This window comes from Bradyrhizobium sp. AUGA SZCCT0182 (assembly GCF_018130185.1).
In the GTDB taxonomy this organism is placed as follows: domain Bacteria; phylum Pseudomonadota; class Alphaproteobacteria; order Rhizobiales; family Xanthobacteraceae; genus Bradyrhizobium.
Window position 1 is genome coordinate 55,578 of the sequence record NZ_JAFCLY010000037.1, and the last position, 22,869, is coordinate 78,446.

Below are 22,869 nucleotides of genomic sequence, written 5' to 3' on the forward strand. Positions count from 1 at the left end.
AGGAGAGGTCTTGATATGCCGAAGCTCCCGGAACTCCCGATGCTGCGCGTCGGCCTCATCGGCAGCGGCTTCATCGCCGCCTTCCATCTGCAATCCATGGTCGGCGTGCGCAACGTCAGCATCGGCGGCGTCTACAGCCGCTCGGTCGAGCGGCGCACGCGCATCGCTGATAAAGCGCGCAGTCTCGGCCTTGGGCAGGCGCATGTGTTCGACAGCATCGAAGCGATGGCGATGTCGGGCGAGGTCGATGCGCTCTGGCTGCTGACGCCGAACGACACCCGTCTCGACATTATGCGCGAAATCCATCGTGTGACGAAAGTCGGCGCGCCGCTGCGCGCCGTCGCCTGCGAAAAGCCGCTCGCCCGCACGCTCGCCGAGGCGCGCGAAATGCTCGAGCTCGTCGAGGATGCAGGCCTGCTGCACGGTTATCTGGAGAACCAGTTGTTCTCGACAGCGGTGATGCGCGGCAAGGACATCATTTGGCGTCGCGCCGTGCCGCAGGGCGGACGGCCCTATCTGGCCCGTGCGGCGGAGGAACATTCCGGCCCGCACGAGCCCTGGTTCTGGCAAGGCGAAAGGCAGGGCGGCGGCGTGCTCTCCGACATGATGTGCCATTCAGTTGAGGTTGCGCGCTTCATGCTGACCGCGCCGGGCGCGACCCGCGACAGCCTGCGGCTGGTAAGCGCAAGTGCGACGACGGCCAACCTGAAATGGACGCGGCCACGCTATGCGGCCGACCTGAAGACGCGGATGGGCATCGATTTCGCCAAACGCCCGGTCGAGGACTTCGCGCGCGGCATCCTTGCGATGGAGGACGCCGACGGCCATCAGTTGATGATCGAAGCGACGACGTCATGGGCCTATGTCGGCGCCGGCTTGCGTATCCAGCTCGAGCTGCTCGGCCCCGAATATTCGATGGAATTCTCGTCGCTCTCGACCGGTCTCAAGGTGTTTCTCTCGCGCGCGGTTACCGGATCGGAGGGCGAGGATCTCGTCGAGAAGCAGAATGCCGAGCAGGGCCTGATGCCGGTGGTCGAGGACGAAGCCGGCATCTACGGCTATACCGATGAGAACCGACATATGGTGGAAGCGTTCAGGCGCGGGCTGAGCCCCGCGGAAACCTTTCATGACGGCGTCGGCGTGATGGAAATGCTGATGGGGCTCTATCGATCCGCGGAACTCGGCCAGACGGTGCATTTCCCCGACCCCGAACTCGAACACTACGTACCGTTGGTGGCCCGCTGACGGCAGGCCAGAGGGCGAATGCGATTTCGAGAGCGCCAGCGATTCCAGGTAATGCCCAGGACATGTAACAGATCCGTTCGGCGCCATTGGCGTGAGCAGACTAGCGTATGAGCTTTATGGAACAAACCGGCTTCGCCCGCGGCAACTGATAAGTTTTTTCTTCTTTCCTTATCAGTTCGTCGACTGCCTCCATTTTGTATGAAAGCTTATCAGTCAGAACACTAACCCATTTTTCTTCTTTCCTCATCGAAAGCTATTCGACTCAATTTTCTTTCCGATGATCATGCGCCGGATCGAAAAGGGTGAACGCAAGGGCGATGCCAAAGTGTGGTCCTACCCTGGTATGGAAAAGGTCGTGCAGCAGATGCGCAAGAAAATCGACGGTGTGTCGGAGCTGTTTACGCTTGATGCCTGCCGGCACGGCGGCATGACCGAACTGGAGGAGGCCGAACTGACGGACGGCCAAGGTCGTGCGCTCTCCGGGCACAAGACCGCGCAGGCCTATCGCGGCTACGCGAAAGAAACGATGCAGCGGGCGTTGGCGGCGACAGGGAGACTAAAATGAAGCTCTCGATCGCGTTGTCGGCGCTGCTCATAACTGGCTTCGTAGCCGCAAGCACTGAAGAGGCAGCTGCGGTGGTGTACTGCCAGTACGTTTCATATCCTGCCGGCTGCGTCGTAAGGCCCGGTGTAGTGCTTCGGCCGCGGCCGGTCGCGCGAGCCGTGGTGACCTCCGGCGTCGGCGCAGCTGGAGTGGGAGTACGGGCGGGTACACCGATGAACCGTGGTGGTCCAGTTAATCGAGTCGGTAGGCGCTGACTTGGGGCCAGTCAAACCCTGTGCTTGGCGCCGCGATCGGGCTCACACCATCGTCATCCTCTGGGCGTTAAGCGAGCGGCGGCCGCGGCCGGTCTTATCGACCGTGGCATCACCAGTGGAGCATGCCGATGTGGATCCTGATGTACGTCTTCTCCTACTCAGTCAGTCCGGCCGCGACAACCGACAAGGCAGAATGGAGGCTACTCCCAACCGTGGTGTTTCAGGAGTTCTCCAATGAAGAGCGATGCCGGGCAGCCAAGTCGACCCTTGAGGGGAGCTTGAAGGAGGCGGGAGCCAAGCTAAAAAGCGGATTGGAAGACCTGAAGAGCATTGGTAAGGGTGACCCGGCGCAGATCATCATTGCCTTTAATGTGGAATGCCTTCCGAAATAAAGTTGGCGACTAGGACCGCGCCATCATCACCTCGACGGAATAGGGCCGGCTTCGCAGCGCCGACACCGGGCGGAAAGAAGCAGGACGCCGGATTTCACCAGCCGTAATAGCGGGCGGCAGCGTAGCCACCATAGGGCGGACAATAACCGCTGCCATAACCACCGCCATAGCCATAGCCATAGCCATAGCCATAGCCGCCGCCATAACCGTAATACGGGACGGCGGCGTAGCTGTAGGAGGGATAGCCGCCACCATAGTAGCCGCGACTGGCGATCGCGCCGCCGACGATGGCGCCGGCTGCAACCCCGTAGCCGAGACCGCGATAACCTAAACCGCGATAACCCAAGCCGCCGCGATAGCCCCATCCGCCGCCACGGAAGCCGACGCCGCGGTAGCCAAAGCCGCCGCCGCGCCAACGCACTTCGGTCGTGTTTTGGTCAACCATCGATTTCATCGCCACGACATTGGTCGGCATCGGCCCGGCCTGCGCGCCCGCACCGAGGAGGGCAGCGGTCGCAGCGAGAATGGCGGTACGCAGTGAACTAAACGATCTCATGATCATCTCCGTGCTGTTTGGTAGGGCCTGGCGCGGGCCGGTGACAGTCTATTCTTGGGCAGCGCTGCCGCGGCAGATTGATCTAGATCAAACCGAATCCCGGGCCCCGGGCACGATGCAGCGCGCAGTTAGCGCCCGACGTGCACGTTTCACGCGCCAGTAGATCAGTCGAACTCATAGGAGAATGCGAAGGCCACTTCGGAGGGAAGTTTGACTTTGAGTTCGCGTTCGTCGACTCGCGTCCGACCGCAGCAACAGCCATCGGCGAGTAGGCGAAAATGTGGATGCTCCGAAACGGCAACAATAAGTTTACTTTTCAATCCGAAACCGGACGGTCCTTGTCTTCTTGTCCGAGGACTCTTCGACTAATTCAAAATTACCGACTGAAGCGCGTCTCAAGAGTGCCGCACGCGGGCGTGCAATTTGTTCTGAGACATAACGATAGGTTCCGGAAAACGACTTGCCCCTCGCCTTTATTTCCCGCAACGGCACCAGCTCAAACGACATCGCGTATGGTTGCTTGGCACCAACGCACTTAAATTCAATTCCACTGCAGCGAATTGTTTTATTGCAGGTCGCGCCCACTTCGTTGATCGGTGTATCGTTGTAACCAGGCGGCAACTGGTACTGAAAGACACTGTCGAGAGTATCGGTACAGGTGCGCATCGGCTTGAACCGGAAATTAACAGTCACAGTCGTCCCAAGACGCCCCGGAGCAGAAACGTATAAATCATGCTGGGTAACTGGCAGTACATAACGCCCTGCCAGAAAAACCGGTTGCGCCGTTGCCGAAGTGACGGACCAAGTAATGGTCAAAATAGCCCAAATGATAGTACGCATCTCGTCCTCATTGATAGATTGCCCTAACGGCACGATGATCGTCTCGGGGTGACAAGCCGCCATGCAGAGGACGCTCACGGACGACGAAATGGGCGTCCTGCTCGTGTTTGTTCTTTAGTGATCTACGGTCGTTCGTGGGGTATTGGCGACCAACTCGAGAGTAACCAGCCTCGCCAACAGGATAGCTGGATAAAGTTGACCAATAACCGCTTCAACGCTGCACAGACTTCGAGCAAGGGGGTGAATTGGGACGATGTCACCATAACCGGTCGACGTTAATGTAACAAAGCTGAAGTAAAGCAAGCGACTGGCGAGACCGGAATTATACTCGTCGACGAATTTGTCCTCGGCTTGTTGAATTGATCGGCCGCAAAAGCCTTGAATGGCTTCTGACCCTTGATGATGAACGTGCCAATTGTGGGCGAAGTCATCTCCACGCTAACGTTGTCTGAGAACAATGCGAACTAGTCGTCCCAGCGACCTTCGTCCATGAGGTAGGCGGAGGCCGAGATATGATTGATAATTGTAAGACGATCGGCAATGAACTGGACGTCCGTATTCACTACGCCCGAGTTGTCGGCCTTCTCCACATTCAGTCGGGGCGGTCCAGGCGCATTCTTGTGCGGCACAAATTTTTCGGCTTCCGGCGCTTCAACCATCGCGATGAGAAACCACGTCAGAGCGCCTTTTAAAAGAAGATTTGCATACATTACGTCCCCTATCTAGAGTCGAGTGTAAGCACCCTGCCGCCTCTTGGCGAGAGCGACCCGGGTCAGGCGATCTCGAGCCTGTTTGCGGTGCCTACGCCAAGTCAACTGCGGCTTAAACGGCCGAGCACGCTTGCTCCGGCATCGGATCGGCGAGCATTCTCAAAAATCGAGGAAGCGCTTTATTAGATACATACGCTCGCCTTACCAGTTACGCTGGGCGCGGAAGGCGAGTGTCCATGTGCCCTGATCCCGGAGTTCGTACAGGGCTGCCGGCTTGGCGCCGACGGTCGGCAAAGCGGCCACGCCGGCATATTGCTGATCCACCAGGGTGTACATCAGCTCACCCGTGAAAGTGAGGTTCTTCACCGGGGACCAGCGCGTGTTGGTACCGATCTGCGCGACGTTGAAGTTCGGATTGCAGCTTGAGCCGGGCGTCAGGAAGGTGGCGACGGTGGCGCAGATATATCCTCTTGCCGTGGCGTTGTAGTTGACGGACGTGTAGGAGCCGAAGAGCGCTGAATTCCACTGGCTGTTCCAGTTGTGGGTGTAGCCGCTACGCACGCCCCACAGTTTAGTGGTCTCGATCCCGTTGCCGGTCGTGAAAATGCCGTCAGAAACGCCGGCAACCCCCAGGCTCTGATAGACGCCGGCGAGGCCGGTGCCGCCGTACATGGCAAGGGACGGCGTGACCAGACTCTGCCAGACGTAGCGGCTGGCACCGTCCGAATAGCCAACTGAAATATTAATATCGTCGCCCGGGCCGGTCGGCAGGTTTTTGATCGACAGAGCCAGCTGACCAGCCCAGCCCCACTTGTCGCTGGGATGACCTGAAGTTTCTGTCCCGCCGTAATAGGCCGCGTGGATGTTGTGCGCGGCTACGGAGGCCTGGAAAAGGCCCCAGGTCTGGTCAACGCGAAGCATGCCAACGATGTCCGGAGCCCGCGTGCCGCCGAAGGCATTGGCGCCATACACGCCGCCCGCGAAGTTGGCCGCGGTGAGGGTGGACGCATTCCACAAATTGGTCTGATAGTAGATAACCTGATCCTGCACGGAGATCGTACCGGTGATGCCCTGACCGAAATTCGCCGTATAGGAGAACTGGTTCACGCCGGTGGTGTCGGAATGGCCGCCGAGGAGCGCGTCGGTGATGTTGGCGGGATAGCCAGACCAGGGTGCGTCGAACTGGGATGTTGCCCTGCCGATCGTGAAGCCGGCGAACTGGATGAACGCAAAGTTAAGGGCGAAGGCCCCACCGGAGAGACCGCCGTCGGAGGGGTTACCAACGCCACCAAAGCCGCCAGCCTGGGCGGCAGCAGAGTAAACGGTGCCACCGGCGCCAGTGCCGGCATAGGTACCCGAGGTCCAGGAAAAATTCGCATCGAAGAAAGTGCGGACCACGCCGTATTCGGTCGCGGTACGCGTATCGACGGAGAGGTTTTCGCGGGCGCGAGCGAAATAGTAGTTGCTCAGCCGGTTTTGCTGACCCGCAGCGCCACTCCAGGCCGGGGTGCCCTGAATACCAGCGCCGTTGAAAGTGACATCGGCGCGCAGGTAACCGCCGAGCTTGATGCAGGTGTCGGTACCCGGGATGAAGTAGAAGCCATTTCCATAGAGGGAACAGATCCTGACGTATTCGATCGCCTTGGCCTTGACTGGAAGATCCGCCGCCTGGGCTGCGCCCATGGCGATGAGACATGCTGCCGAACCAAGCACTGCCCTGTTGAGTATCTTCATGGCCCGCTCCCCTGCTCTTTCGGAGCCGCCCTCTGGCTGAACTCCGCAACGATCCGATACCCTCGCATCCCAGCTTTACGCTGCGATTCGAGTCACGCAACGAGGGACACCCGGTACATTATTCTTCAGGCTACTTTCTTAGAGAGTGTTACACGAAAGGCACACGAACCGGCTGCCCTTTAGAAAATGGAACTAATGCTCTGGTCGTTTGCATTGCTGTGCAAGGTCACAACATCGGACATTGGCCGCCGACTCCGGGATGTCCGTTTTGTGCCAATATGCGACATCAGCCTTAGTGGGCATCCCATCTGATCTGTCGTACAATCGCATCTAGGTTGGATCGTGGGCCATGGTGCAGGAGCGGCCAGTCCGGGTCGAGCGGAGGTTGTCGGCGATATTGGCCGCCGACGTAGCTGGCTACTCGCGGTTGATGCACAATGACGAAGAGGCGACCCATGCCAAACTGGCCGCGCTCCTAACCGACGCCGTCGCCCCGGCAATTGCCGAACACGGCGGCCGTGTCGTGAAGAACACCGGCGACGGGTTCTTGGCGGAGTTTCCGAGCGCGGTCGAAGCCATCCGAGCTGCGGTGCAGTTCCAAGCGCGTGTTAGCGAGCTTACAACCGGTGACGTGGAAGAGAGACGCATTGTATTCCGCGTGGGCGTCAATATCGGTGACGTAATCGTTGAACCCCACGACATCTTCGGCGACGGAGTTAACATTGCTGCGCGGCTTGAAAGCATCGCAGAACCGGGCGGCATCTGCATCTCGTCTGCTGCCTACGATCAAGTCCGAGGCAAGGTCGGCCTTGAGTTCACCGATCTGGGTCAGCAGAACCTCAAGAACATCGACGACCCGGTGCGGGCCTATGCCGTTGGCCTGAACGCGAAAACCGACCGAGCTGCTTCGCTGCCATCGTCAACTCCCCGGTTGTCCATCGTTGTTTTGCCGTTCGCAAACATCGGAGGCAATCCCGAGCAAGACTACTTCGTCGATGGCGTGACCGAGAGCCTGACCACCGACTTGTCGCGGATCAATGGCGCGTTCGTGATTGCGCGCAACACCGCGTTCACCTTCAAAGGTAGGCCGGTCGACGTAGTGAGGCTCGGACGTGAGTTGAACGTCCGCTACGTGCTCGAAGGGTCGGTGCAACGTGGTGGCAACCTCCTTCGGGTCAACGTACAGCTGGTCGACGCCGAAACCGGCAACCACCTCTGGGCGGAGCGTTTTGACAAGCCCGTTGCCGACCTCTTTGACATGCAGGACGAAATCGTATCGAGGCTCGCCAACTCATTAAATGCCGAACTGGTTGCCGCCGAGGCCCGGCGAGCGGAGCGTTCACCGCATCCAGACGCGATGGACTCGGTGTTCCAAGGTAGGGCTTGGTTTAACAAGGGGGTGACCCCCGATTACATGGCACAAGCGCGCGGCTTTTTCGAGCAGGCCATGGCGCTCGATCCGGGAAATGTCGAGGTCATGGTCGGTTTAGCGCGGGTCGATGCCGTACTCGGAGGTGCCCTTATGACCGACGATTATTCAGCGCGGTTCACCTCGGCCGAGGCGACTTTAACCAAAGCGCTATCGCTCGCGCCGAACCACGCTTTGGCACACGTGTATCTGGGCTTCGTGCAAATGTTTACGAAACGCGTGGCTCAAGGCATCGCTCAATGCGAGCGGGCACTGGCGCTGGATCGCAATTTGGCCGGCGCTCACGCTCTCATCGGCTTCGCCAAGTTTCTGCTTGGTCGAGGCGCAGAAACCGAATTTCACATCAACGAGGCATTCCGCCTTTCTCCTCGCGACACCTTTGCCGATCGATGGATGGCATGGGTCGGCCTCGCCAAGGCTCAGCTCAGTGCCGATGCCGAAGCAGTCGTCTGGCTGCGCCGGGGCCTTGATGCAAACCGAAATTATTCCGCCGCGCATTTCCTTCTCGCGGCTGTGCTGGCGCGGCTCGGGGAGCTGGACGAAGCGCGGGCCGCGGTGCAAGCGGGATTTGCGCTCGATCCAGGCTTCACCATTCGTCGCTTTCGTGATGCCACGTATGCACGAAGCGACAATCCGACCTTCCTTGCCTGGAGCGACCGCGCGATTGAGGGCCTGCGGTTGGCCGGCGTGCCTGAGGGCTGATGTCCGCTCTGGGTCAATCGCGTCGGTCTGCGGTCGGCCAGCCGCTTCCGGTCTATCCCCGTCAACGGACATCGCCAGATCGGCCCGGCTCTTCCGTTTCGTGCCAAACGCGGACATTCCACCCGCGCTATGCTTAGGCTCGCCTTACGGGCGGCCAGCCACTTCCAGTTGATAGTTCACATCCAGCGCAACACGCTTTTTGTGTGGAGCGTCAGGATGCCAACCGACAACTGCGAACATCACGAAGAAGCCCACAATATACGCCACCACGACAGACCAGCCGTGCCGCAGCCACAAGCCGACCGACTTGGCCTCCGGATACATATTGGAGATCGCGACGCCCGCCGACGAACCGAACCAGATCATCGAACCGCCAAAGCCCACGCTATATGCAAGGAAACCCCAGTCGTAGCCACCCTGCTTCAGCGCAAGCGCCGTCAACGGGATGTTGTCGAACACGGAAGACAGGAAGCCGAGCCCCAACGCGGTTTGCCACGAGGCGACAGGCAATTCCTCTACCGGCATGAAGGACGCATTGGTGACAAGGGCCAAAAGGAAGACCGTGCCCTTGAACGTTTCCGGCATGATCGCCCAATCCGGCCGACGCAGCGGCGCGGCTGCGAGAATGACGATCCACACCGCAAGCCCTATCACAGGGACGGCATCGAGCATCGCCGGAAATTTCAGATTGGCGATGACGTTGGCCGAAACAGCGATGATCAGGATTGCAGCGACAATTCCCACATAGGTCCAATCGATGTGCAGGCCACGCTGCGCATCCTTCTCTATGGGGGAATGGCGATGTTGTGCCAGCGAAGCCGGTATTCCGTAGATCAGGAAGCCAGCGATGGCTGCAACGTAGGCCTCCACGACGCGCAGCGGGTTAATGCCGTCGATCCACATCATGGTGGTGGTGGTATCACCAACGACGCTGCCTGCGCCTCCGGCATTGGCGGCCGCGACGATGGCGGCAAGGTAACCGATATGCACTTTGCCCTTGAATACGTGGCGCGCCATAGTGCCACCGATCAAGGCAGCGGCGATGTTGTCGAGGAAACCCGACATCACGAATACGATCGCCAGCAGGATCAGGCCGCCGCTCCAGCCGTTTGGCAGCAACGCCGGCATCGCGTCGGGGATTCGGCTGTTCTCGAAATGCCGCGACAGGATAGCGAAGCCCATCAGCAGTAGAAACAGATTGGCAAGAACAACCCATTCGTGATGCAGCTGGAACATGAAGCCGGTCAGACCCTCGCCATGCCGGAAGCCGGTAAACAGCAGCTTGTAAAGCGTAACAGCCACGAGCCCGGTCAACGCCACCTCAAGTGTCCAGCGGTGGAACACCGCGACGCCTAGCAGCGTCAGGCCGAAAAGAATGAAATCAACGGGGATGCTGAACAGGTAGACGGGCTGGGCAGAGTACGCGCCCATCGCGGATGTTGCCGCGACCGGATTTGCGAACAGGATGCCTAGGAGGAGCACCGCAGCGGCGAGAAGCAGCAGCGGCGGCACATTGACGGCCCTCCCGGCGAGGTATTGGGCACGGAGGATTTCTTCGTCTGATCTTCGACGGGTCATGGGCGCACGGTCTCCGCGTGGCGGCCCGACCATCGCTTGACCTGTCACTGCCACATGCAGCGAGCACCCGAGTGCCGTTCTACACGCCACCCAAAAGAAAGCAATGTGTGCCCGAGGCCTTATGTCCGCTCTGGGTCAAACTGAGAAGTCCGGGTGGGCCACCGGGAAGTCGGCTTTGCCTTCAAGAACGGACATCGACAGACCGGTCCCGTTGGTCTGGTTCGTGCCAAACACGGACCCATGCAGTGCAGCAAATCGGATTGTTATTCGATCATCTCGTCGGCGCGAGCGAGCACGTCTGCGGCACAGTGAGACCGAGTGCCTTGGCAGACTTCAGGTTGATCGCCAACTCGAACTTAGTCGGCTCCTGAACCGGCAGGTCGGCTGGCCTCTCACTTTTGAGAATGCGGTCGACATAGCCAGCTACGCGGCGATACTGATCGATCAGGTAAGGGCCATAAGACATTAGCGCCACCGGCCAGTGTGGGCTCTGGTTGGTGCCGTCAACTCGAAGTATCAATGTTGTCGCCGACGAACGCTACCCTTCCGGCACCCCGGCCAGCCGCATTCCCGCAACGATGCGTTCGTGGACAGCAAGGAGAATCGGATTGTCGCTCGGTACATGAGCGCGGAACCGACGGATAGTGAAGCTCGGATCAAGCGCAAGTCCCGCCTGTACCGTGGCGCGCGCCTCGTCCAACTCACCAACCTGCGCCAGCATTGCCGCGAGAGGGAAATGCGCAAACGAATGGTTTCGGTTTGCTTCGAGGCCCCGACGCATCCAGATGACCGCTTCCTCATCTGCACCGAGCTGCGCCTTGGCAAGGCCGACATACCCCAGCCAACGAGCGGCAACGGTGTCGCGAGGAGAAAGGCGGAAGGCCTCGTTGATGTGAGTTTCGGTTTCTTCGCCGCGACCAAGGAAGAACTTGGCGAATCCGATGAGAGCATGAGCGCGGGCCGAATTGCGATCCAGCTCCAAAGCCTGCTGGCATTCCGCAATACCTTGGGCTGCGCGGTTCGTAAATACCTGCACGAAGCCCAAAGTCACGTGAGCCAAAGCGTGGTTTGGTGCGAGGGATAGTACCCTTCTAATGGTCGTCTCCGCTGCCGCAAGCCGCTCTGAATAGTCATCGGTCATAAACGAAGCGCCTAGGTAGCCATCGACCCGTGCCAAACCGACCATGGCCTCGATGTTATCGGGATCGAGCGCAATGGCCTTCTCGAAAAAGCCGCGCGCTCGTGTCAGGCTATCGGGTGTCAGCCCCTTGTTGAACCAACTGCTACCCTGGAACACCAAGTCCATCGCGTCTGGATGCGGTGAACGCTCCGCTCGGCGGGCCTCGGCAGCGATAAGTTCGGCATCGAGCGCATTGGCGAGCCTCGAAACGATTTCGTCTTGCATGTCGAACAGATCGGCCACAAACTTGTCAAAACGCTCAGCCCACAGGTGATTGCCGGTTTCGGCGTCGATCAGCTGCACGTTCACTCGAAGCCGGTTACCACCGCGCTGCACGGAACCTTCGAGCACATAACGGACGTTCAGCTCACGTCCGACTTCCTTTACGTCCACGGGTCTGCCCTTGAACGTGAACGCCGTGTTACGCGCAATCACGAACGCACCACTGATGCGCGATAAGTCTGTTGTCAGGCTCTCGGTGACGCCATCAACGAAGTATTCCTGCTCGGGATCGCGGCCCGGGTTTCCGAATGGCAGAACCACTATAGACAAATGCGGTGCTGAAGATGACAGGGGGGCGGCCTGATGAGCCTTTGCGGTCTGGCCAACCACGTAGGCACGGATCGGACAGGCTATGTTCTTGAGGATTTGCTCGCCGATGTCAGTGAACTCGACCGTAACCTTCCCACGAACCTGTTCGTACGCGGAAAAAGAGATACAGATGCCACCCGGTTCAGCGATGCCTTCAAGCCGAGCGGCGATGTTCACACCATCGCCAAGAATGTCGTCTCCGTCGATCAGGATGTCTCCAAGGTTAATCCCGATCCGAAACAGCATACGCCGGTCCTGCGGGATCCCTTCGTTCCTCTGGGCCATTACTGCTTGCACGACTACCGCGCACTCGACTGCATCGACCACCGAAGGAAACTCAAGCAGCACACCGTCTCCCGTGCTCTTCACAAGCCGTCCACCGTGCTTCTCCACGAGGGCATCGGTGACCCTACGGTGTTCGCGGAGCGTGCGGACCGTGCCGACCTCGTCGCGCCCCATGAGCCGCGAGTAGCCCGAGACGTCAGCCGCGACTATGGCGGCGAGCCTGCGTCCGACACGACCTGGTTGCTCGTGCTCCATGGCAAGCACGTTTCCTCTTGCGAGGCCATCTTGTACGAAAGCTGACCTGAGAGGCAAGTCTCATAAGGCGCGATTTGCAACAAGCAGCTACGCATGGACCCCGCTCGGGCGGCCCCCTAACGGCTTCGCCGAGCCCTTGGACCTCTGAAGGCTCCGCCGCGGAGAATCCTTACACCATCTTCCTGCGAGGAAGGCCTCTGCAGGAGATGTATCGATCGTGCTGCTCAAATACGCGGGAACGATGCCCTTCAACTTCTACGCGGGACTGCCCGATAGGGTCTGAGAACCTGCAGGTGGTGATGTCTGTTGTGGGTCAAACTCAGAAATCGGGGCGGGTAACTGAGAAGTCTCCTTTGCCCTCAAGAACGGACATCGAAGCACCCAGGCGCGCGTGCGTTGCGCTACGCTTAAAGAGTTTCGTGCCGCGCCGCAGCAAGCAAACAAATGGCCCGACGATATTGCACGTCGGGCCATTCAAGATCATCCGCTCTTCAGATAGGCAGCGTCTCTTTACTTTTTGAGAGCAGTTCGATGCTTACTTGGCCGGATCAGGTCGCGAACTTCCAACAGTAGACGGTATTTTGTACTCGCCGCGGAGTTCATCCCACACGGCCGTGTCACTGACCTGCACGACGTGGTACTCACCGCGGCCCGTGATCCCTGCATATTTTCCCGTGCCTCCAGTGAACTCGAAGGTACCGCGGAACTCTTTCGGTTTGACGTCTTTCAAGACGTACTTGGCAAAGACCTTGGATCCATCGGCCTCTGTGAAGGTTTTATGGCCGCCGCTGGAATTGCCAACATCCGTTAGATCAACCACCTGATAGCGGGCTTTGTCGAGGAAGGGCTTGCCGTCGGCATTGAACACGGCGCCGTCGAATTCGGTGACCGACACCGTATGGTCAGCCCGGTCTTCCAGCTTAACGCTCTTGTTGGACAAGGTGACCAGAACGGCTCGACCGAACCATTGACCCGCTTCTTCAGCCACGGCCGGGGCAGAGGCCGCCGGGACTGCCAAGGCAAGAACAACACAACCACACATCCACGATGAATTGAGATGATACCTCATGGTTTCCTCCCAGATAGGTTGCGGGTTAAACGTTGTCGAGCAAAGACCTCCATGCTTGAGTTTCCAATGTGTCTATTAGACGCGTATCGCCATGCATCAATAGTCCACTGTGCTGACCTACATTCCCGTGCAACGACCAAATCGGCCAGCGCTTCTTGAGCAGGCTCTCCGCCTTGACGCGCGCAGGTAAGCCGCCCTGATACTTCTCGACATAGTCGAGCAGCCGCGCGGTGCCGATCAACCACGTTGCCTGCTTCGGTTCGCCCCTGCGGGCGGCCTCATCATTCCACCGGCAGATAGTTTGACCACAAACTTCGCAAATGGTCGCTGCCTGCGCGGTGGTCAGCAAGCCGCCATTGGCAATCTGATCCATTACGTCGCCTGATGGCGGCTTCCACCCCAAATCATCTGCAGCTGCTGATCGATCATGCGTTCAAAGTAACGGTCTATAGTGCGGATAAATTTCAGGTGGCCAATCCTTAAAGCTCCTGGATCGATCTCGGCACGCGCATTTCTCGCATTTTTTAAGACGCCTGATTTGAATATTCACTAAAAAACCGACGGCGGCTTCCTTAAGCTGATTCCGAAATTTTTAATAAATTCGGACCAGCCTCCCCTCAGCGGCAGGAGGTGTATCATGCATAATCATGACTTCGTGTCTGACGGATTTCTCGCGCTAATCGTAACCGCCCTTGTGATGTTGTGCTCAGGTTGGCTCGTTCTCGCGTTTAGCTAAGGCCCCGGAGCGATCCGAGGCCTTTTTTGTCCATCAGACGTTAGCGGTCTCATACCGAGCTGCAGGTTGGGACGCTCGAGGCTTTTCCTCGATTGGGCTTGCAGGCAATTGCAGTACGGTAGCCCTCTGCCCCGCAGCGAGGTCAGTGACAAGAACGATTGTACCGTTTGAGAATTCCAGCGCGTCGTGATGTTGGTATGGCTTATTGAGGTTTATTTGGCGAAAGCGCGCGAGTCGATCGCCGATGCTCTTGCAAAACATGATGCCATCAGTTTGAGCGTCATTCTCGAATGCTATCTCGGTCCCAGGACGAAGGCAGACCGCGACTTTCGAATCGTCTGGGCTCGCAAAGCCGTGAGTCCCAGTAGAAAAGTTGGTCGAGACCAACGTTTCCGCGACCACCGCGGGTCGTGTCGCGACCGCATGTCAGCTGTAATCGCACATGGATGCGCCTCCTATAAAGCGTCACCCCCAAATCACGAACCTCCAAACCGATTTGGTTGCGAGGTGCGATGATGGGGATCAGTAGATTCCCTATCCCTCCGGGAGTCGACCTAAGAAACATTAATTCGGCGAGCCCCAGAGGCCTAACCGCCCGGACCGCGCGTTGAGGAGCCGATCCCACTGCCGGACCAGCGAATGCTGGTTGTCGAGCATAGCGGGGCCCCACCATGATGGCCCGCATCGGCGTCATGCGGGCGTTGAACCGGAGCACCGCAGCGAGGATAAGGCCGCAATGAAAAATAAGCCTTGCGTTCGTTCAACAGGACGCGCTCAAATCATGGCAATAGAATAATAAAGAGAGGCGTAGTGAGTGGGAGAACGGCGATGGGCGCAATTGGAGCGGTTTTTCAGCCCGAGCTAATCAAATTGATGAGGGCAGTCCTTGACGATGCCACGGCAATACTCCCCGAGGCAAAGCGCACGTCGACGATGAAAGCCGAAATCGCGTCTAACATTCTTGCATGTGCCGCGAAAGGCGAGCGGGACCCGATAGCGCTGAGAATGGCTGCACTCTCGGCCATCGTGGAGTGTACTCACTATTCGCACGATATCTCTCCGGAGCGCAGGTTGGTCTAAAACATAAAAAAGCCGCCCGGGCATGACTCCGTGCGGCTCCTTACGCGACTGCCGGTTTCCCAGTTCCGTCGCTGCTGCCATAATAACCGTCGAGTGGTGCCACGGTTCCGGTGTGTCGCAAGAAAAGCCCGCCGGGCGTGAACCGGCGGGCTACATATCGCGTCGATATCCTCAGCGCTCAGCGTCTCACGGACTAGCAGCGCGGCCGCTACGCGCTCAATTGCTGCCCGGTGATGCCTTACCAACCTTCGGGTTGTCGCTCGCATGCGGGGCTCTCTGCGTTCCCATTGGTCGGGAGTGATGTTGGCGTCGCTGGTCTCGGACATCCAGTCGATCTGATATCTGTCGTCCCTTGCGCAGTTGCCCGATGGCTTGGAACAACTGTTCGCGCGTTGTGTCTGTGGGGAAGTAAAGCCCGCCGGTGCTTTCGGCTGGCATAGGTGTGCTATTCTCAGAAGTAACCTGACCCATGACTTACCTAATAGTTTGGGCCAGGCCTGTCGCGGTGTTCCTAGCACCTCGGCGGGCCGCTTGGTTTTTAAGCAGATTTATGGTACAACCAAATATATGAAAAAATCAAGTGCGGTTGCACCAAAAAGGCGCGGTCGACCTGCTATCAAAGGTGGCAGAGATCCACATATTGCTGCCAGGATGCCGCCCGCCCTGATCGCAGCGGTTGAGGCTTGGGCAGAAACCAACAAAACCAGCCGCTCTGACGCCTTCCGTCGGCTGGTCGAGTTGGGGCTCACTGTAAAGGCGAAACCGAGGCCAACCGGGCGACTTAGCGCCGCTCTCGTTGCGGACTTAGCCGTTGAGGCAATCGACAGCTTGGGGACGAAGGTCAAAGCGCCTGCGCGGCCGGCCGGCAAGCCGGGCCGGAGGTTGCGCGCTCAGGAGCTTGCCACGAAGGCGATCGAAAAGATTATCGATCCCGCGGCGGCCCCTGAAGAACAAGCCCAGCGCAGGCGGCGGCTAACCAAGGGGCCTCCGGAGTTTCGTGAGGCTCGCCTTGATCAGCCGAAGGCGAAGGGGAAGTGAGCACGGCGGGCAACGACGATAAAAGCCCGCTTATCGATCTCGTTAGCTGCATCGTATGCAATCAAACAATGAGGCTCGAAAAAAGCTCCCCCGACGCTGAAGGAATTGACATCATTCAATATCGCTGTGACCTGTGTAACAGAATTGAGCAGGTGCGATTATTGCGCCGAAGTCGAGTTTCGACGGACTGATCCAGCGATTTGCCAACCCCTCAGGATCTGCGCACGGGACGCGCCGACCGCGAAACCATCGATCGAGGGGGTTTGGCGAGGGTCAGCTTCGCCCCGCTTGCAGTATATCGCGCTCGTTCCGGAGGAACGTTTCCCTGGTGCTGCTTGTTGAACATCAGGGGCGTTTGGAGACACAATGCAGGAAGAGTGCAATTCTAGTCCGGATCTGGGATTGGGTACGACTGTGCTAGCGATAATGGGTGCAACTGCGTTGGTAGCTGTTCTCTTTCTATTATCACCATGGAACGTCTCCCACATCGCATCGCAGACAAGTCCGCGGACGTTGTACGTGGCTGTACCAACGCAATAGATGAACAAGAGAGTGGTGCACAAAAAGCCCACGCTAGCGCGGGTCAGCACCAAGGCCGCCGCTTCGGACAGAAAGTCCCGCTGCACATCGCCAAAGTGGCAGCACTCGTTATCGGTGGCCTGATTTGATTTCAGCCGCCCTCTCGGCCTGTTCCCTAGGGAACAGCGCCACGAGAACTTATCCGTCAATGTCGCAATCAGCCGAGGCAATGGTGCCCGGGAGAAAAAGGAACCAGGAGAGCGACATGAAATGGGATTACCAGATTGAGGCAACCGAAATGAGGGACGAGCAGCTTGAGGCTGTAAGCGGCGGCGCCGGTGTCATTACAGGCTTCGGGGTGCGGACAGATCAGCGGATCGCGTTGCAGCAACAGCTTACCGCGGCGTATGCCCGCAACAATCCAACCGACTACTACGGCTACTTTGGCTAACAGTTTGAGTTTTAAGATGCTCGGGAGGCCGCCCCGCTGGCGGCCTCTTTCGATGATCTGGACGCTCAGTGAGGCCGTGAGGCGAGAGACCGAGGAGGAGGATTGGGACTAAGCATTTCCAGTGATTTGCCAGGCCCCTCGGGGCGGCTTTCGCGCGCCTTATCGCTTGCGCGCCCACTCTGGTTGCGGAAAGCTCCGGCTGGTCGAGATCTTGGCTGAAGGGCTAAGAAATGACGAAGACACCAGGCAAAGCTGAACCACAGAAGCCGATCAGCAAAGCCGCGCGCGAAGCGCGTAAGGCATTCCGCCAAGTCGACGCCGAAAAGGCAATGACCGAGCACGAGATCGCGCAAAAGGCGTTCTCAAAAAACCGCGAGCGTCTCAAGGCCGAGCGGCTGGAGCGCGAGGCTGCAGCGCCACCGCCCACAAAAGTCCAGCTCAAAGCGAAGAAATGACAGCTCCAAGTCCAGCGAGACGGCGTTGGACCTCCGAAGAGGAGCAGAAGCTTGATGAGCTCCTCGATGCCGGAAAGGAAGCCGCCGAGATAGCTGTTGAACTGAATCGAACACGCCAAGCTGTCTATGCTCGATTGCAACGGCGGTACAGAAAACGAGCAAAGCAGTTCGGCTTGTCCAGCTCCGGCTGAAGATACAGCGCAATCCCGAGTATGCCGCGGCAGTTACGAACCCTAGCGCTGGGGTCGTTTGCCTAGCCGCTACGAGCGCGCTCCAATGGGTCATGCTCGAGCTCACCGCCGCCCTCAGCCGAACGCTCCGACTGCTGGCACATCTTTTATGGTGACGTTCAGGTCGGCACGATCGCGGTCCAGTCAGGGCTGCCGGTCAAGGCCAAGCAATGGAGATGGGACGTCGGCTTCTACCCGGCATCACATCGCGGTCGTTCCCGTAGCGGCTATGCGTCACGTTTCAACGAGGCGCGGGCCGGCTTTGAATCTGCCTGGAAAGCCTATTTCCCGCGATGCACCGAAGGTGACTTCATCGAGTACCGGCGCCAACGCGCCTGGACGGCATGGAAATACGCTATGCACGGTCGCGACGAGCGATAGCGAATTCCGTAGCTAGCCATCGTGGGGCGGCTAACGTGACCGCCGCTTTCGTCCCGCATTAGGTGAGGATTTGACTCGTCTCTGGATGCCGATCAAGCGCATCATCGTGGATCGCTGAGAGATGGGCTGTGGTGCAGCCACTTCGGGCACGTGTTGACCTTCAGACGGCGGCGGCGAAGCCTCGGGCGTCGGTTCGAGGTGTGCTGTAACGGATGCCGGCATAAACTCCGCAGTAGTGGAGGGTGTTTCGGACATCGCCGAGGCTGGAGTTTCGAGTGACAATAGAAACGCCCGGCCCGCGTCGGTAATCTGCCAACCGCCACCATCGACAGTCACGAAATGCGAACCGAAGATACTTAGGCCAGGCGCAAGCGCAGCTAGCCGCTTGGTTCGATCGGTCCAATCGGGGCCACTGGAAATGAGAATAGAAACCTGTCGCGTGAGTTCGGCGAGCGTTGCTCGCCCATCAACTTGACCGGCCAACACCTTCAAAACCGTGATCTGAAAACTCACGTGCAGTCTCGCGCGCGCCCCGGATAAAAACAAAAAGCCGCCTCCGGGACGATCGTGGGCGGCTTTTCGATTACGCAATTACAAGCCCGGTAAGGCGACGATCAGGGTGGCAATTATTGGTGAACAAGAAGTTGACGAATTGAGCTAATCCCAGCTTTTCGGCCGTTAGCAGACTGCAACCGGAACCGGCGCGTTCCGGTCGCCGGCGGGTCTTGCTCTGCCTATGCGACACAGCTCTCAGGATAAAATTAAGCGTCGACTTGAACTTTGGGCGCTCGAAGCCGTCGCTCATCGATGCAGCGATCCTTCACACATCGGGGATCACGTAGTCGTCTTGGTCACGCTGAGAGATCGGCCACAGATCGAGCTACCGTTTAGTACCAGCGTCCTCGGCCGTACCAGCCGCCGCCGCCAAGCAGCAGGACAAGAAGTACAATGATGAGAAGTGTGGTGGTATCCATGCGTCTTACTCCGCCTGCTGCATAATTGCGCAGCTTGGAATTCTAGCTATGACAACGTTTAGCCGGTGGTCTCGGTTCCAAGACCTCGCGGGGCGATGGGGTTACGTTGGGCAGTATTCGCTATTCCGCGACCAGGCATGCGGCGCCATGCGCTGGCGCGCCGCTGCGTAACCTCCGACAAGCGAAACCATCATTGCGAGAAAATCATAATGATCATGAATACAAATACGAGCGCACTCGCGGCGACCCCATAAATTAGATCGCCGCGTTCGCGTTTCGTCATGCTTTTGGATCCCAAAGGTCAGGTCCCGCTCTCCCAAGAGTGGCCATACGACCGGTTGATCGACCGTGAAAGGATGGCTTGAGCTACGGGGTATTCCGCCCGTTGAACAGCCGCGGCGATTGGGACGCCGTGCGAATGCCCAGCCTAAATCGAGGGTCGCGGCTCTCGCAAGTGGAACTCAAATTGCTCTTGCTCTGTTAGGTATAGGCCGCGCGGCTTCCCAACCATTCAAGGCCGGCGCACCGTACAATTGCCGAGCCAACCCTATGCCCAAGATCCGCGTTTCAATGCCGGAATTGCAGCGTCGAGCGTTGTTAGAAGTTAGAAAGCAGCCGGGCTGTCATAACATCCAGGAAATAGCGATCAATCGTGTTGCAAAGCACGCTGAAAATAACTGGTCGCTCTGTGTGCTCGCAGCGGGCGCGGCAGATGCCAATACCGCCGCGCGCGCGGCGGTTCACGTCCAAACTATTTTGCGCCGGGACTATGATCTGCTGACGGATTGATCTGTAGGTCCATAAAAGGAAGGCGGAGATCAAATGGACCACCGCTTCACATTCTCGATATTCACGATTGAGATCAACGGCAGGCCAACGCTTGCGCTGCAAGCTAAGAGGCACAAGGACGCGGAACGTCTTTGCGAACACGGCCGGTTACGCACAAAGTTGAGTACAATCACGTCTCATGGCACCCCGTTGTGCGATGCCAGCGCCACGATGAAGGTCAGGTTGGCTACTGCTGAAGAAGCAGTTCTTTATCGGCAAGCAACGCAATCGACCGAGCCATCAAGTGACACTAGCATCGTGTATCTTGTGGATCTCGATGGATAGGCCAACTTTGGACCAAACGTTAGCAGGAAGAAGAAAAAGAGGGCCGAAGCCCTCTTTCAAGATTAGTACCGACGATAGCCCCGATGGTATCCGTAGCCGTGACGTACATAGGGGCGGCGGACGACGTAGGCCCCGCGCCGATACTCGGGCCTTGTGCGGACGCAACCGCGCGGACCGCAGACCACTGCAACGCTCTCGACGTTCGAAGACTGGAACTGTCCCAGGGGGCCAGCGGCATTGCTGAAGCGGTTCCGGTCGAGAACGCTGCGCCACCCAACGTGGCCAGTGCGAGAAGTGCGAATCTAAGTTTCATCAGTTTCCGCCCGTTGAGTATAGTCTCCGCAGGAAGCGTAGAGGGTCCTCTGTGAATGAAGGATGAGTGCGAAGATTAAATCGCGGTAATCAGCCGGCAACTGAAGAGTCCGCTCTTGCTTCAACAGCGCGGACATCTAGGGCGTGACCGGCGGACGACCGCTTTGCTGCGCATTACGGACTCAACTCGGACATCGAGCTAGGTCCGAAGAGTGCCAACATGCGACATCTCGATGTTATTCAATCACCTCGCCAGCTTGCGCGGCCAGGACCCGGCGAGAGCTGATCTATGCGAAGAACCTGCCGCGCAACTCGCCGGCAAGCTGCTTGCGGGGAATTGCGGACGATCTGCGGCAGCGGATGAGGCAAAATAAAACGCCTCTTCCTCGCGCCGCTCCTATTGCAGGAGAATCGGCAGATTGAGCGGGCCGCGGAAACCGAATCCGTGCCAGCGCACGCCCGCGGGATCAGGCAAGGTCATGTTGGGGAAGCGCTCGAACAGCATGGGCAGCAGGATCGCGCCAACGGTTCGCCGCGACAGGTGCGCGCCCGCGCAGTGATGCGGGCCGTTGCCAAAGGCCTGGTGAGGATTGGGCTCACGCAACCCGTAATAGTTTTCGCCATCGTCGAAGACGTCCTCGTCTCGATTGGCCGACGCCTGGATCGTCATAACGGTGTCGCCTTTCGGGATGAAGCAGCCGCGGATCTCCGTGTCCTCCATAACGAGCCGCGAACTCGCCTGGATCGGCGCCACCCACCGCACCCCTTCCTCGAAGGCGGAGCGCCATTTGTCGCCTGCGCGCACGGCGTCAAGCTGATCCGGATTGGTGAGCAGGCCGTAGAGGATCGTCAGCAGGGCGTCGCGCGGCTCGTTGATGCCGCCGCCGATCGCGATCTTCACATTGGCGATCATCTGGCTTTCCGGAATCGGATTCTTCGCGTTCACCATGAAGGAGAGCGCTGAGGAATCCGGTTCGGCCCGCACGCGTTCGGCGTTGGCGCGAATACATTTGTCCATTTCCGCATTGGCGATGTCGGTCGCATCGAAAGGCCCCGGCGTCCAGCCGAAATTGCCGGCGCCGTCGATCAGCGTCTGCGACCATCGCTGCATGTCCTCATCGTTCGCGTCCGGAACGCCCATCGCATGTGCCAGAATCCGTGCGGCAAGCGGTCCTGCGAGACCGGGAAAGAGATCGACCACCTCACCGCGCGGCAGCCGGTCAAGATACGCCGCGGCCAGTTTCGCATACAGCGGCGCCCAGACGGATTCGATCGTCTTCGGCATCAGGGCCGGCATCATCGCCATGCGTTCGGTCCGGTGCTCGTCATGGTCCTTGCGCATCAGCGTATGCGCGAGAAAGGCGCGCTTCATGGGCGTGTTCGGGTCGTCGGAGCTGAACAACGCCGCGTTGTCCTTCACGTATTTGGTGTCGACGGCCTTGGTGAGGAAGGTGCGGCCTACGGATTTGACCCGTAATACGGGTGCTTCGCGTCTCAGGCGCCGGTAGATCGGATAGGGATCGCGCGAGAGCTCTTCGATCGTGATGGTCTCGTCCAGGGGGGCCAGGCACACGGTCGGCATGGGGTGATCCTGTTGGTTGTTGGCCAGCATGTGCCGAGGCGGAGCATATTGGCAGCCGAGAAACAGCGCAATCCGGCATCCGCCGCACCGGCAGGCGCGAAGCCGGCACGCTCCTCCGCCGCGCCGGAACCGAATGAGAGAAGAATTCAGGACCAAGCCTGATTATACCGGGAGAAAAACCGGCATCGACAGGGACAAATCGCGCCGTTGAAGGTAATGCATGCGAGCGACGACAAGCCTGCTCCCTAGCGGATTTGAGGAAGAGGGCGTCACCTTTTGGCTATCCGCGCGAGCGCGTGTTCCGGCAGGCGGCCAGAGTCCGTTGTGGGTCATTTGCGGAAGTTGACGTCCGGGTCGGCGACTTCCGATCTTCCCCTAACAACGGACTTCACTCGTCAGATCCGCTACTTCTGAAAAGTGCCAGGACACCGAGTCGAGGGTTCGCGCGCCGGTCGCCGGCAACGGTTTGAAATAACCCTCTGACCATCGTAGCCGGGCGGCAGGATGAGGTATTTCCCGCCCTCGTAGGGATAGACCTTGGTGAACTTTCTAATCGCATCGGCCACGGGCTTCGGATCGTTGTTCTCCAGGAACGAGCGGCCGAACCATATGA

General features: G+C 58.8%; 23 protein-coding genes. 10 read left to right on the forward strand and 13 right to left on the reverse strand.

The annotated features are described in order from the left end of the window. Positions 1–15 precede the first annotated feature (15 nt). The 4 genes from JQ611_RS30655 to JQ611_RS30665 all read left to right on the forward strand — a co-directional run bounded on the left by JQ611_RS30655 (position 16) and on the right by JQ611_RS30665 (position 2,456). On the forward strand, positions 16–1,245 hold the full coding sequence (locus tag JQ611_RS30655; protein ID WP_212467535.1) for a Gfo/Idh/MocA family protein: 1,230 nt from the start codon (positions 16–18) through the stop codon (positions 1,243–1,245). A 283-nt stretch (positions 1,246–1,528) separates the two neighbouring features. Then, complete coding sequence (locus tag JQ611_RS30660) at positions 1,529–1,810, forward strand: hypothetical protein (protein WP_212268270.1); 282 nt, start codon at positions 1,529–1,531, stop codon at positions 1,808–1,810. Beyond that, on the forward strand, positions 1,807–2,064 hold the full coding sequence (locus tag JQ611_RS42005) for a hypothetical protein (protein ID WP_249133579.1): 258 nt from the start codon (positions 1,807–1,809) through the stop codon (positions 2,062–2,064). Before JQ611_RS30660 ends, JQ611_RS42005 begins: the two co-directional genes overlap by 4 nt. Before the next feature lie 128 nt (positions 2,065–2,192). Further along, complete coding sequence (locus JQ611_RS30665; protein ID WP_212268272.1) at positions 2,193–2,456, forward strand: hypothetical protein; 264 nt, start codon at positions 2,193–2,195, stop codon at positions 2,454–2,456. Positions 2,457–2,550: 94 nt separating this feature from the next. Here JQ611_RS30665 and JQ611_RS30670 read toward each other — a convergent pair whose 3' ends face one another. From JQ611_RS30670 to JQ611_RS30690, 5 genes are all read right to left on the reverse strand, one after another. After that, positions 2,551–3,012 carry a hypothetical protein gene (locus JQ611_RS30670; protein ID WP_212268274.1) on the reverse strand — a complete coding sequence of 154 codons (462 nt, stop codon included), beginning with the start codon at positions 3,010–3,012 and terminating at the stop codon, positions 2,551–2,553. Positions 3,013–3,321: 309 nt separating this feature from the next. Beyond that, complete coding sequence (locus JQ611_RS30675; RefSeq protein WP_212467536.1) at positions 3,322–3,852, reverse strand: hypothetical protein; 531 nt, start codon at positions 3,850–3,852, stop codon at positions 3,322–3,324. Positions 3,853–3,966: 114 nt separating this feature from the next. Next, the gene (locus JQ611_RS30680; protein ID WP_249133580.1) at positions 3,967–4,155 is read right to left on the reverse strand and encodes a potassium channel family protein; all 189 of its coding nucleotides are present in this window, start codon (positions 4,153–4,155) and stop codon (positions 3,967–3,969) included. A gap of 161 nt (positions 4,156–4,316) precedes the next feature. Then, positions 4,317–4,562, reverse strand: coding sequence for a hypothetical protein (locus tag JQ611_RS30685; protein ID WP_212268278.1), 246 nt, complete (start codon positions 4,560–4,562; stop codon positions 4,317–4,319). 201 nt (positions 4,563–4,763) lie between these two features. After that, positions 4,764–6,296, reverse strand: a complete 1,533-nt coding sequence (locus JQ611_RS30690; protein WP_212467537.1) for a porin — start codon at positions 6,294–6,296, stop codon at positions 4,764–4,766. 349 nt (positions 6,297–6,645) lie between these two features. Here JQ611_RS30690 and JQ611_RS30695 point away from each other — a divergent pair, with 349 nt between their 5' ends. Then, the gene (locus tag JQ611_RS30695; RefSeq protein WP_212467538.1) at positions 6,646–8,427 is read left to right on the forward strand and encodes an adenylate/guanylate cyclase domain-containing protein; all 1,782 of its coding nucleotides are present in this window, start codon (positions 6,646–6,648) and stop codon (positions 8,425–8,427) included. Between the two features lie 144 nt (positions 8,428–8,571). Here JQ611_RS30695 and JQ611_RS30700 read toward each other — a convergent pair whose 3' ends face one another. The 6 genes from JQ611_RS30700 to JQ611_RS43145 all read right to left on the reverse strand — a co-directional run bounded on the left by JQ611_RS30700 (position 8,572) and on the right by JQ611_RS43145 (position 14,523). Continuing rightward, positions 8,572–9,858, reverse strand: a complete 1,287-nt coding sequence (locus JQ611_RS30700; protein ID WP_212467542.1) for a citrate transporter — start codon at positions 9,856–9,858, stop codon at positions 8,572–8,574. A 418-nt stretch (positions 9,859–10,276) separates the two neighbouring features. Next, positions 10,277–10,525: an ABC transporter substrate binding protein gene (locus tag JQ611_RS30705; protein WP_312012290.1), complete on the reverse strand. Its 249-nt coding sequence runs from the start codon at positions 10,523–10,525 to the stop codon at positions 10,277–10,279. Positions 10,526–10,543: 18 nt separating this feature from the next. Next, entirely contained in the window at positions 10,544–12,316 is a 1,773-nt protein-coding gene (locus JQ611_RS30710) for an adenylate/guanylate cyclase domain-containing protein (RefSeq protein WP_212467539.1), read from the reverse strand. Positions 12,317–12,851: 535 nt separating this feature from the next. Further along, positions 12,852–13,385: a hypothetical protein gene (locus JQ611_RS30715; protein ID WP_212270005.1), complete on the reverse strand. Its 534-nt coding sequence runs from the start codon at positions 13,383–13,385 to the stop codon at positions 12,852–12,854. 25 nt (positions 13,386–13,410) lie between these two features. Next, on the reverse strand, positions 13,411–13,758 hold the full coding sequence (locus JQ611_RS30720) for a hypothetical protein (protein ID WP_212270006.1): 348 nt from the start codon (positions 13,756–13,758) through the stop codon (positions 13,411–13,413). A 396-nt stretch (positions 13,759–14,154) separates the two neighbouring features. After that, positions 14,155–14,523 (reverse strand): hypothetical protein, encoded by a 369-nt coding sequence (locus JQ611_RS43145; RefSeq protein WP_409411311.1) that lies wholly within the window; start codon positions 14,521–14,523, stop codon positions 14,155–14,157. Positions 14,524–15,732: 1,209 nt separating this feature from the next. Here JQ611_RS43145 and JQ611_RS30725 point away from each other — a divergent pair. The 3 genes from JQ611_RS30725 to JQ611_RS30735 all read left to right on the forward strand — a co-directional run bounded on the left by JQ611_RS30725 (position 15,733) and on the right by JQ611_RS30735 (position 17,664). Then, entirely contained in the window at positions 15,733–16,239 is a 507-nt protein-coding gene (locus JQ611_RS30725) for a hypothetical protein (protein WP_249133582.1), read from the forward strand. A 784-nt stretch (positions 16,240–17,023) separates the two neighbouring features. Beyond that, the gene (locus JQ611_RS30730; RefSeq protein WP_212270007.1) at positions 17,024–17,209 is read left to right on the forward strand and encodes a hypothetical protein; all 186 of its coding nucleotides are present in this window, start codon (positions 17,024–17,026) and stop codon (positions 17,207–17,209) included. Positions 17,210–17,439: 230 nt separating this feature from the next. Next, positions 17,440–17,664: a hypothetical protein gene (locus JQ611_RS30735; protein ID WP_212270008.1), complete on the forward strand. Its 225-nt coding sequence runs from the start codon at positions 17,440–17,442 to the stop codon at positions 17,662–17,664. Between the two features lie 641 nt (positions 17,665–18,305). Here JQ611_RS30735 and JQ611_RS30740 read toward each other — a convergent pair. After that, positions 18,306–18,788 carry a hypothetical protein gene (locus JQ611_RS30740; protein ID WP_212270009.1) on the reverse strand — a complete coding sequence of 161 codons (483 nt, stop codon included), beginning with the start codon at positions 18,786–18,788 and terminating at the stop codon, positions 18,306–18,308. Positions 18,789–19,798: 1,010 nt separating this feature from the next. On the opposite strand from JQ611_RS30740, the gene JQ611_RS30745 reads away from it, so the two are divergent. Then, a complete protein-coding gene (locus tag JQ611_RS30745) occupies positions 19,799–20,038 on the forward strand; it encodes a hypothetical protein (protein WP_212270010.1) in 240 nt (79 codons plus the stop codon). A 33-nt stretch (positions 20,039–20,071) separates the two neighbouring features. After that, positions 20,072–20,362, forward strand: a complete 291-nt coding sequence (locus JQ611_RS30750; RefSeq protein WP_212270011.1) for a hypothetical protein — start codon at positions 20,072–20,074, stop codon at positions 20,360–20,362. Between the two features lie 709 nt (positions 20,363–21,071). On the opposite strand, the gene JQ611_RS30755 is transcribed toward JQ611_RS30750, so the two are convergent. Continuing rightward, a complete protein-coding gene (locus JQ611_RS30755; protein WP_212270012.1) occupies positions 21,072–22,256 on the reverse strand; it encodes a cytochrome P450 in 1,185 nt (394 codons plus the stop codon). Between the last annotated feature and the right edge of the window lie 613 nt (positions 22,257–22,869).

Bases quoted from the DNA above. Each gene is read 5' to 3' on its own strand.
- JQ611_RS30655 (WP_212467535.1), top strand. From the start codon at position 16: ATGCCGAAGCTCCCGGAACTCCCGATGCTGCGCGTCGGCCTCATCGGC.
- JQ611_RS30660 (WP_212268270.1), top strand. From the start codon at position 1,529: ATGCGCCGGATCGAAAAGGGTGAACGCAAGGGCGATGCCAAAGTGTGG.
- JQ611_RS42005 (WP_249133579.1), top strand. From the start codon at position 1,807: ATGAAGCTCTCGATCGCGTTGTCGGCGCTGCTCATAACTGGCTTCGTA.
- JQ611_RS30665 (WP_212268272.1), top strand. From the start codon at position 2,193: ATGTGGATCCTGATGTACGTCTTCTCCTACTCAGTCAGTCCGGCCGCG.
- JQ611_RS30670 (WP_212268274.1), bottom strand. From the start codon at position 3,012: ATGAGATCGTTTAGTTCACTGCGTACCGCCATTCTCGCTGCGACCGCT.
- JQ611_RS30675 (WP_212467536.1), bottom strand. From the start codon at position 3,852: ATGCGTACTATCATTTGGGCTATTTTGACCATTACTTGGTCCGTCACT.
- JQ611_RS30685 (WP_212268278.1), bottom strand. From the start codon at position 4,562: ATGTATGCAAATCTTCTTTTAAAAGGCGCTCTGACGTGGTTTCTCATC.
- JQ611_RS30690 (WP_212467537.1), bottom strand. From the start codon at position 6,296: ATGAAGATACTCAACAGGGCAGTGCTTGGTTCGGCAGCATGTCTCATC.
- JQ611_RS30695 (WP_212467538.1), top strand. From the start codon at position 6,646: ATGGTGCAGGAGCGGCCAGTCCGGGTCGAGCGGAGGTTGTCGGCGATA.
- JQ611_RS30700 (WP_212467542.1), bottom strand. From the start codon at position 9,858: ATGGGCGCGTACTCTGCCCAGCCCGTCTACCTGTTCAGCATCCCCGTT.
- JQ611_RS30710 (WP_212467539.1), bottom strand. From the start codon at position 12,316: ATGGAGCACGAGCAACCAGGTCGTGTCGGACGCAGGCTCGCCGCCATA.
- JQ611_RS30715 (WP_212270005.1), bottom strand. From the start codon at position 13,385: ATGAGGTATCATCTCAATTCATCGTGGATGTGTGGTTGTGTTGTTCTT.
- JQ611_RS30720 (WP_212270006.1), bottom strand. From the start codon at position 13,758: ATGGATCAGATTGCCAATGGCGGCTTGCTGACCACCGCGCAGGCAGCG.
- JQ611_RS30730 (WP_212270007.1), top strand. From the start codon at position 17,024: ATGAAATGGGATTACCAGATTGAGGCAACCGAAATGAGGGACGAGCAG.
- JQ611_RS30735 (WP_212270008.1), top strand. From the start codon at position 17,440: ATGACGAAGACACCAGGCAAAGCTGAACCACAGAAGCCGATCAGCAAA.
- JQ611_RS30745 (WP_212270010.1), top strand. From the start codon at position 19,799: ATGCCCAAGATCCGCGTTTCAATGCCGGAATTGCAGCGTCGAGCGTTG.
- JQ611_RS30750 (WP_212270011.1), top strand. From the start codon at position 20,072: ATGGACCACCGCTTCACATTCTCGATATTCACGATTGAGATCAACGGC.
- JQ611_RS30755 (WP_212270012.1), bottom strand. From the start codon at position 22,256: ATGCCGACCGTGTGCCTGGCCCCCCTGGACGAGACCATCACGATCGAA.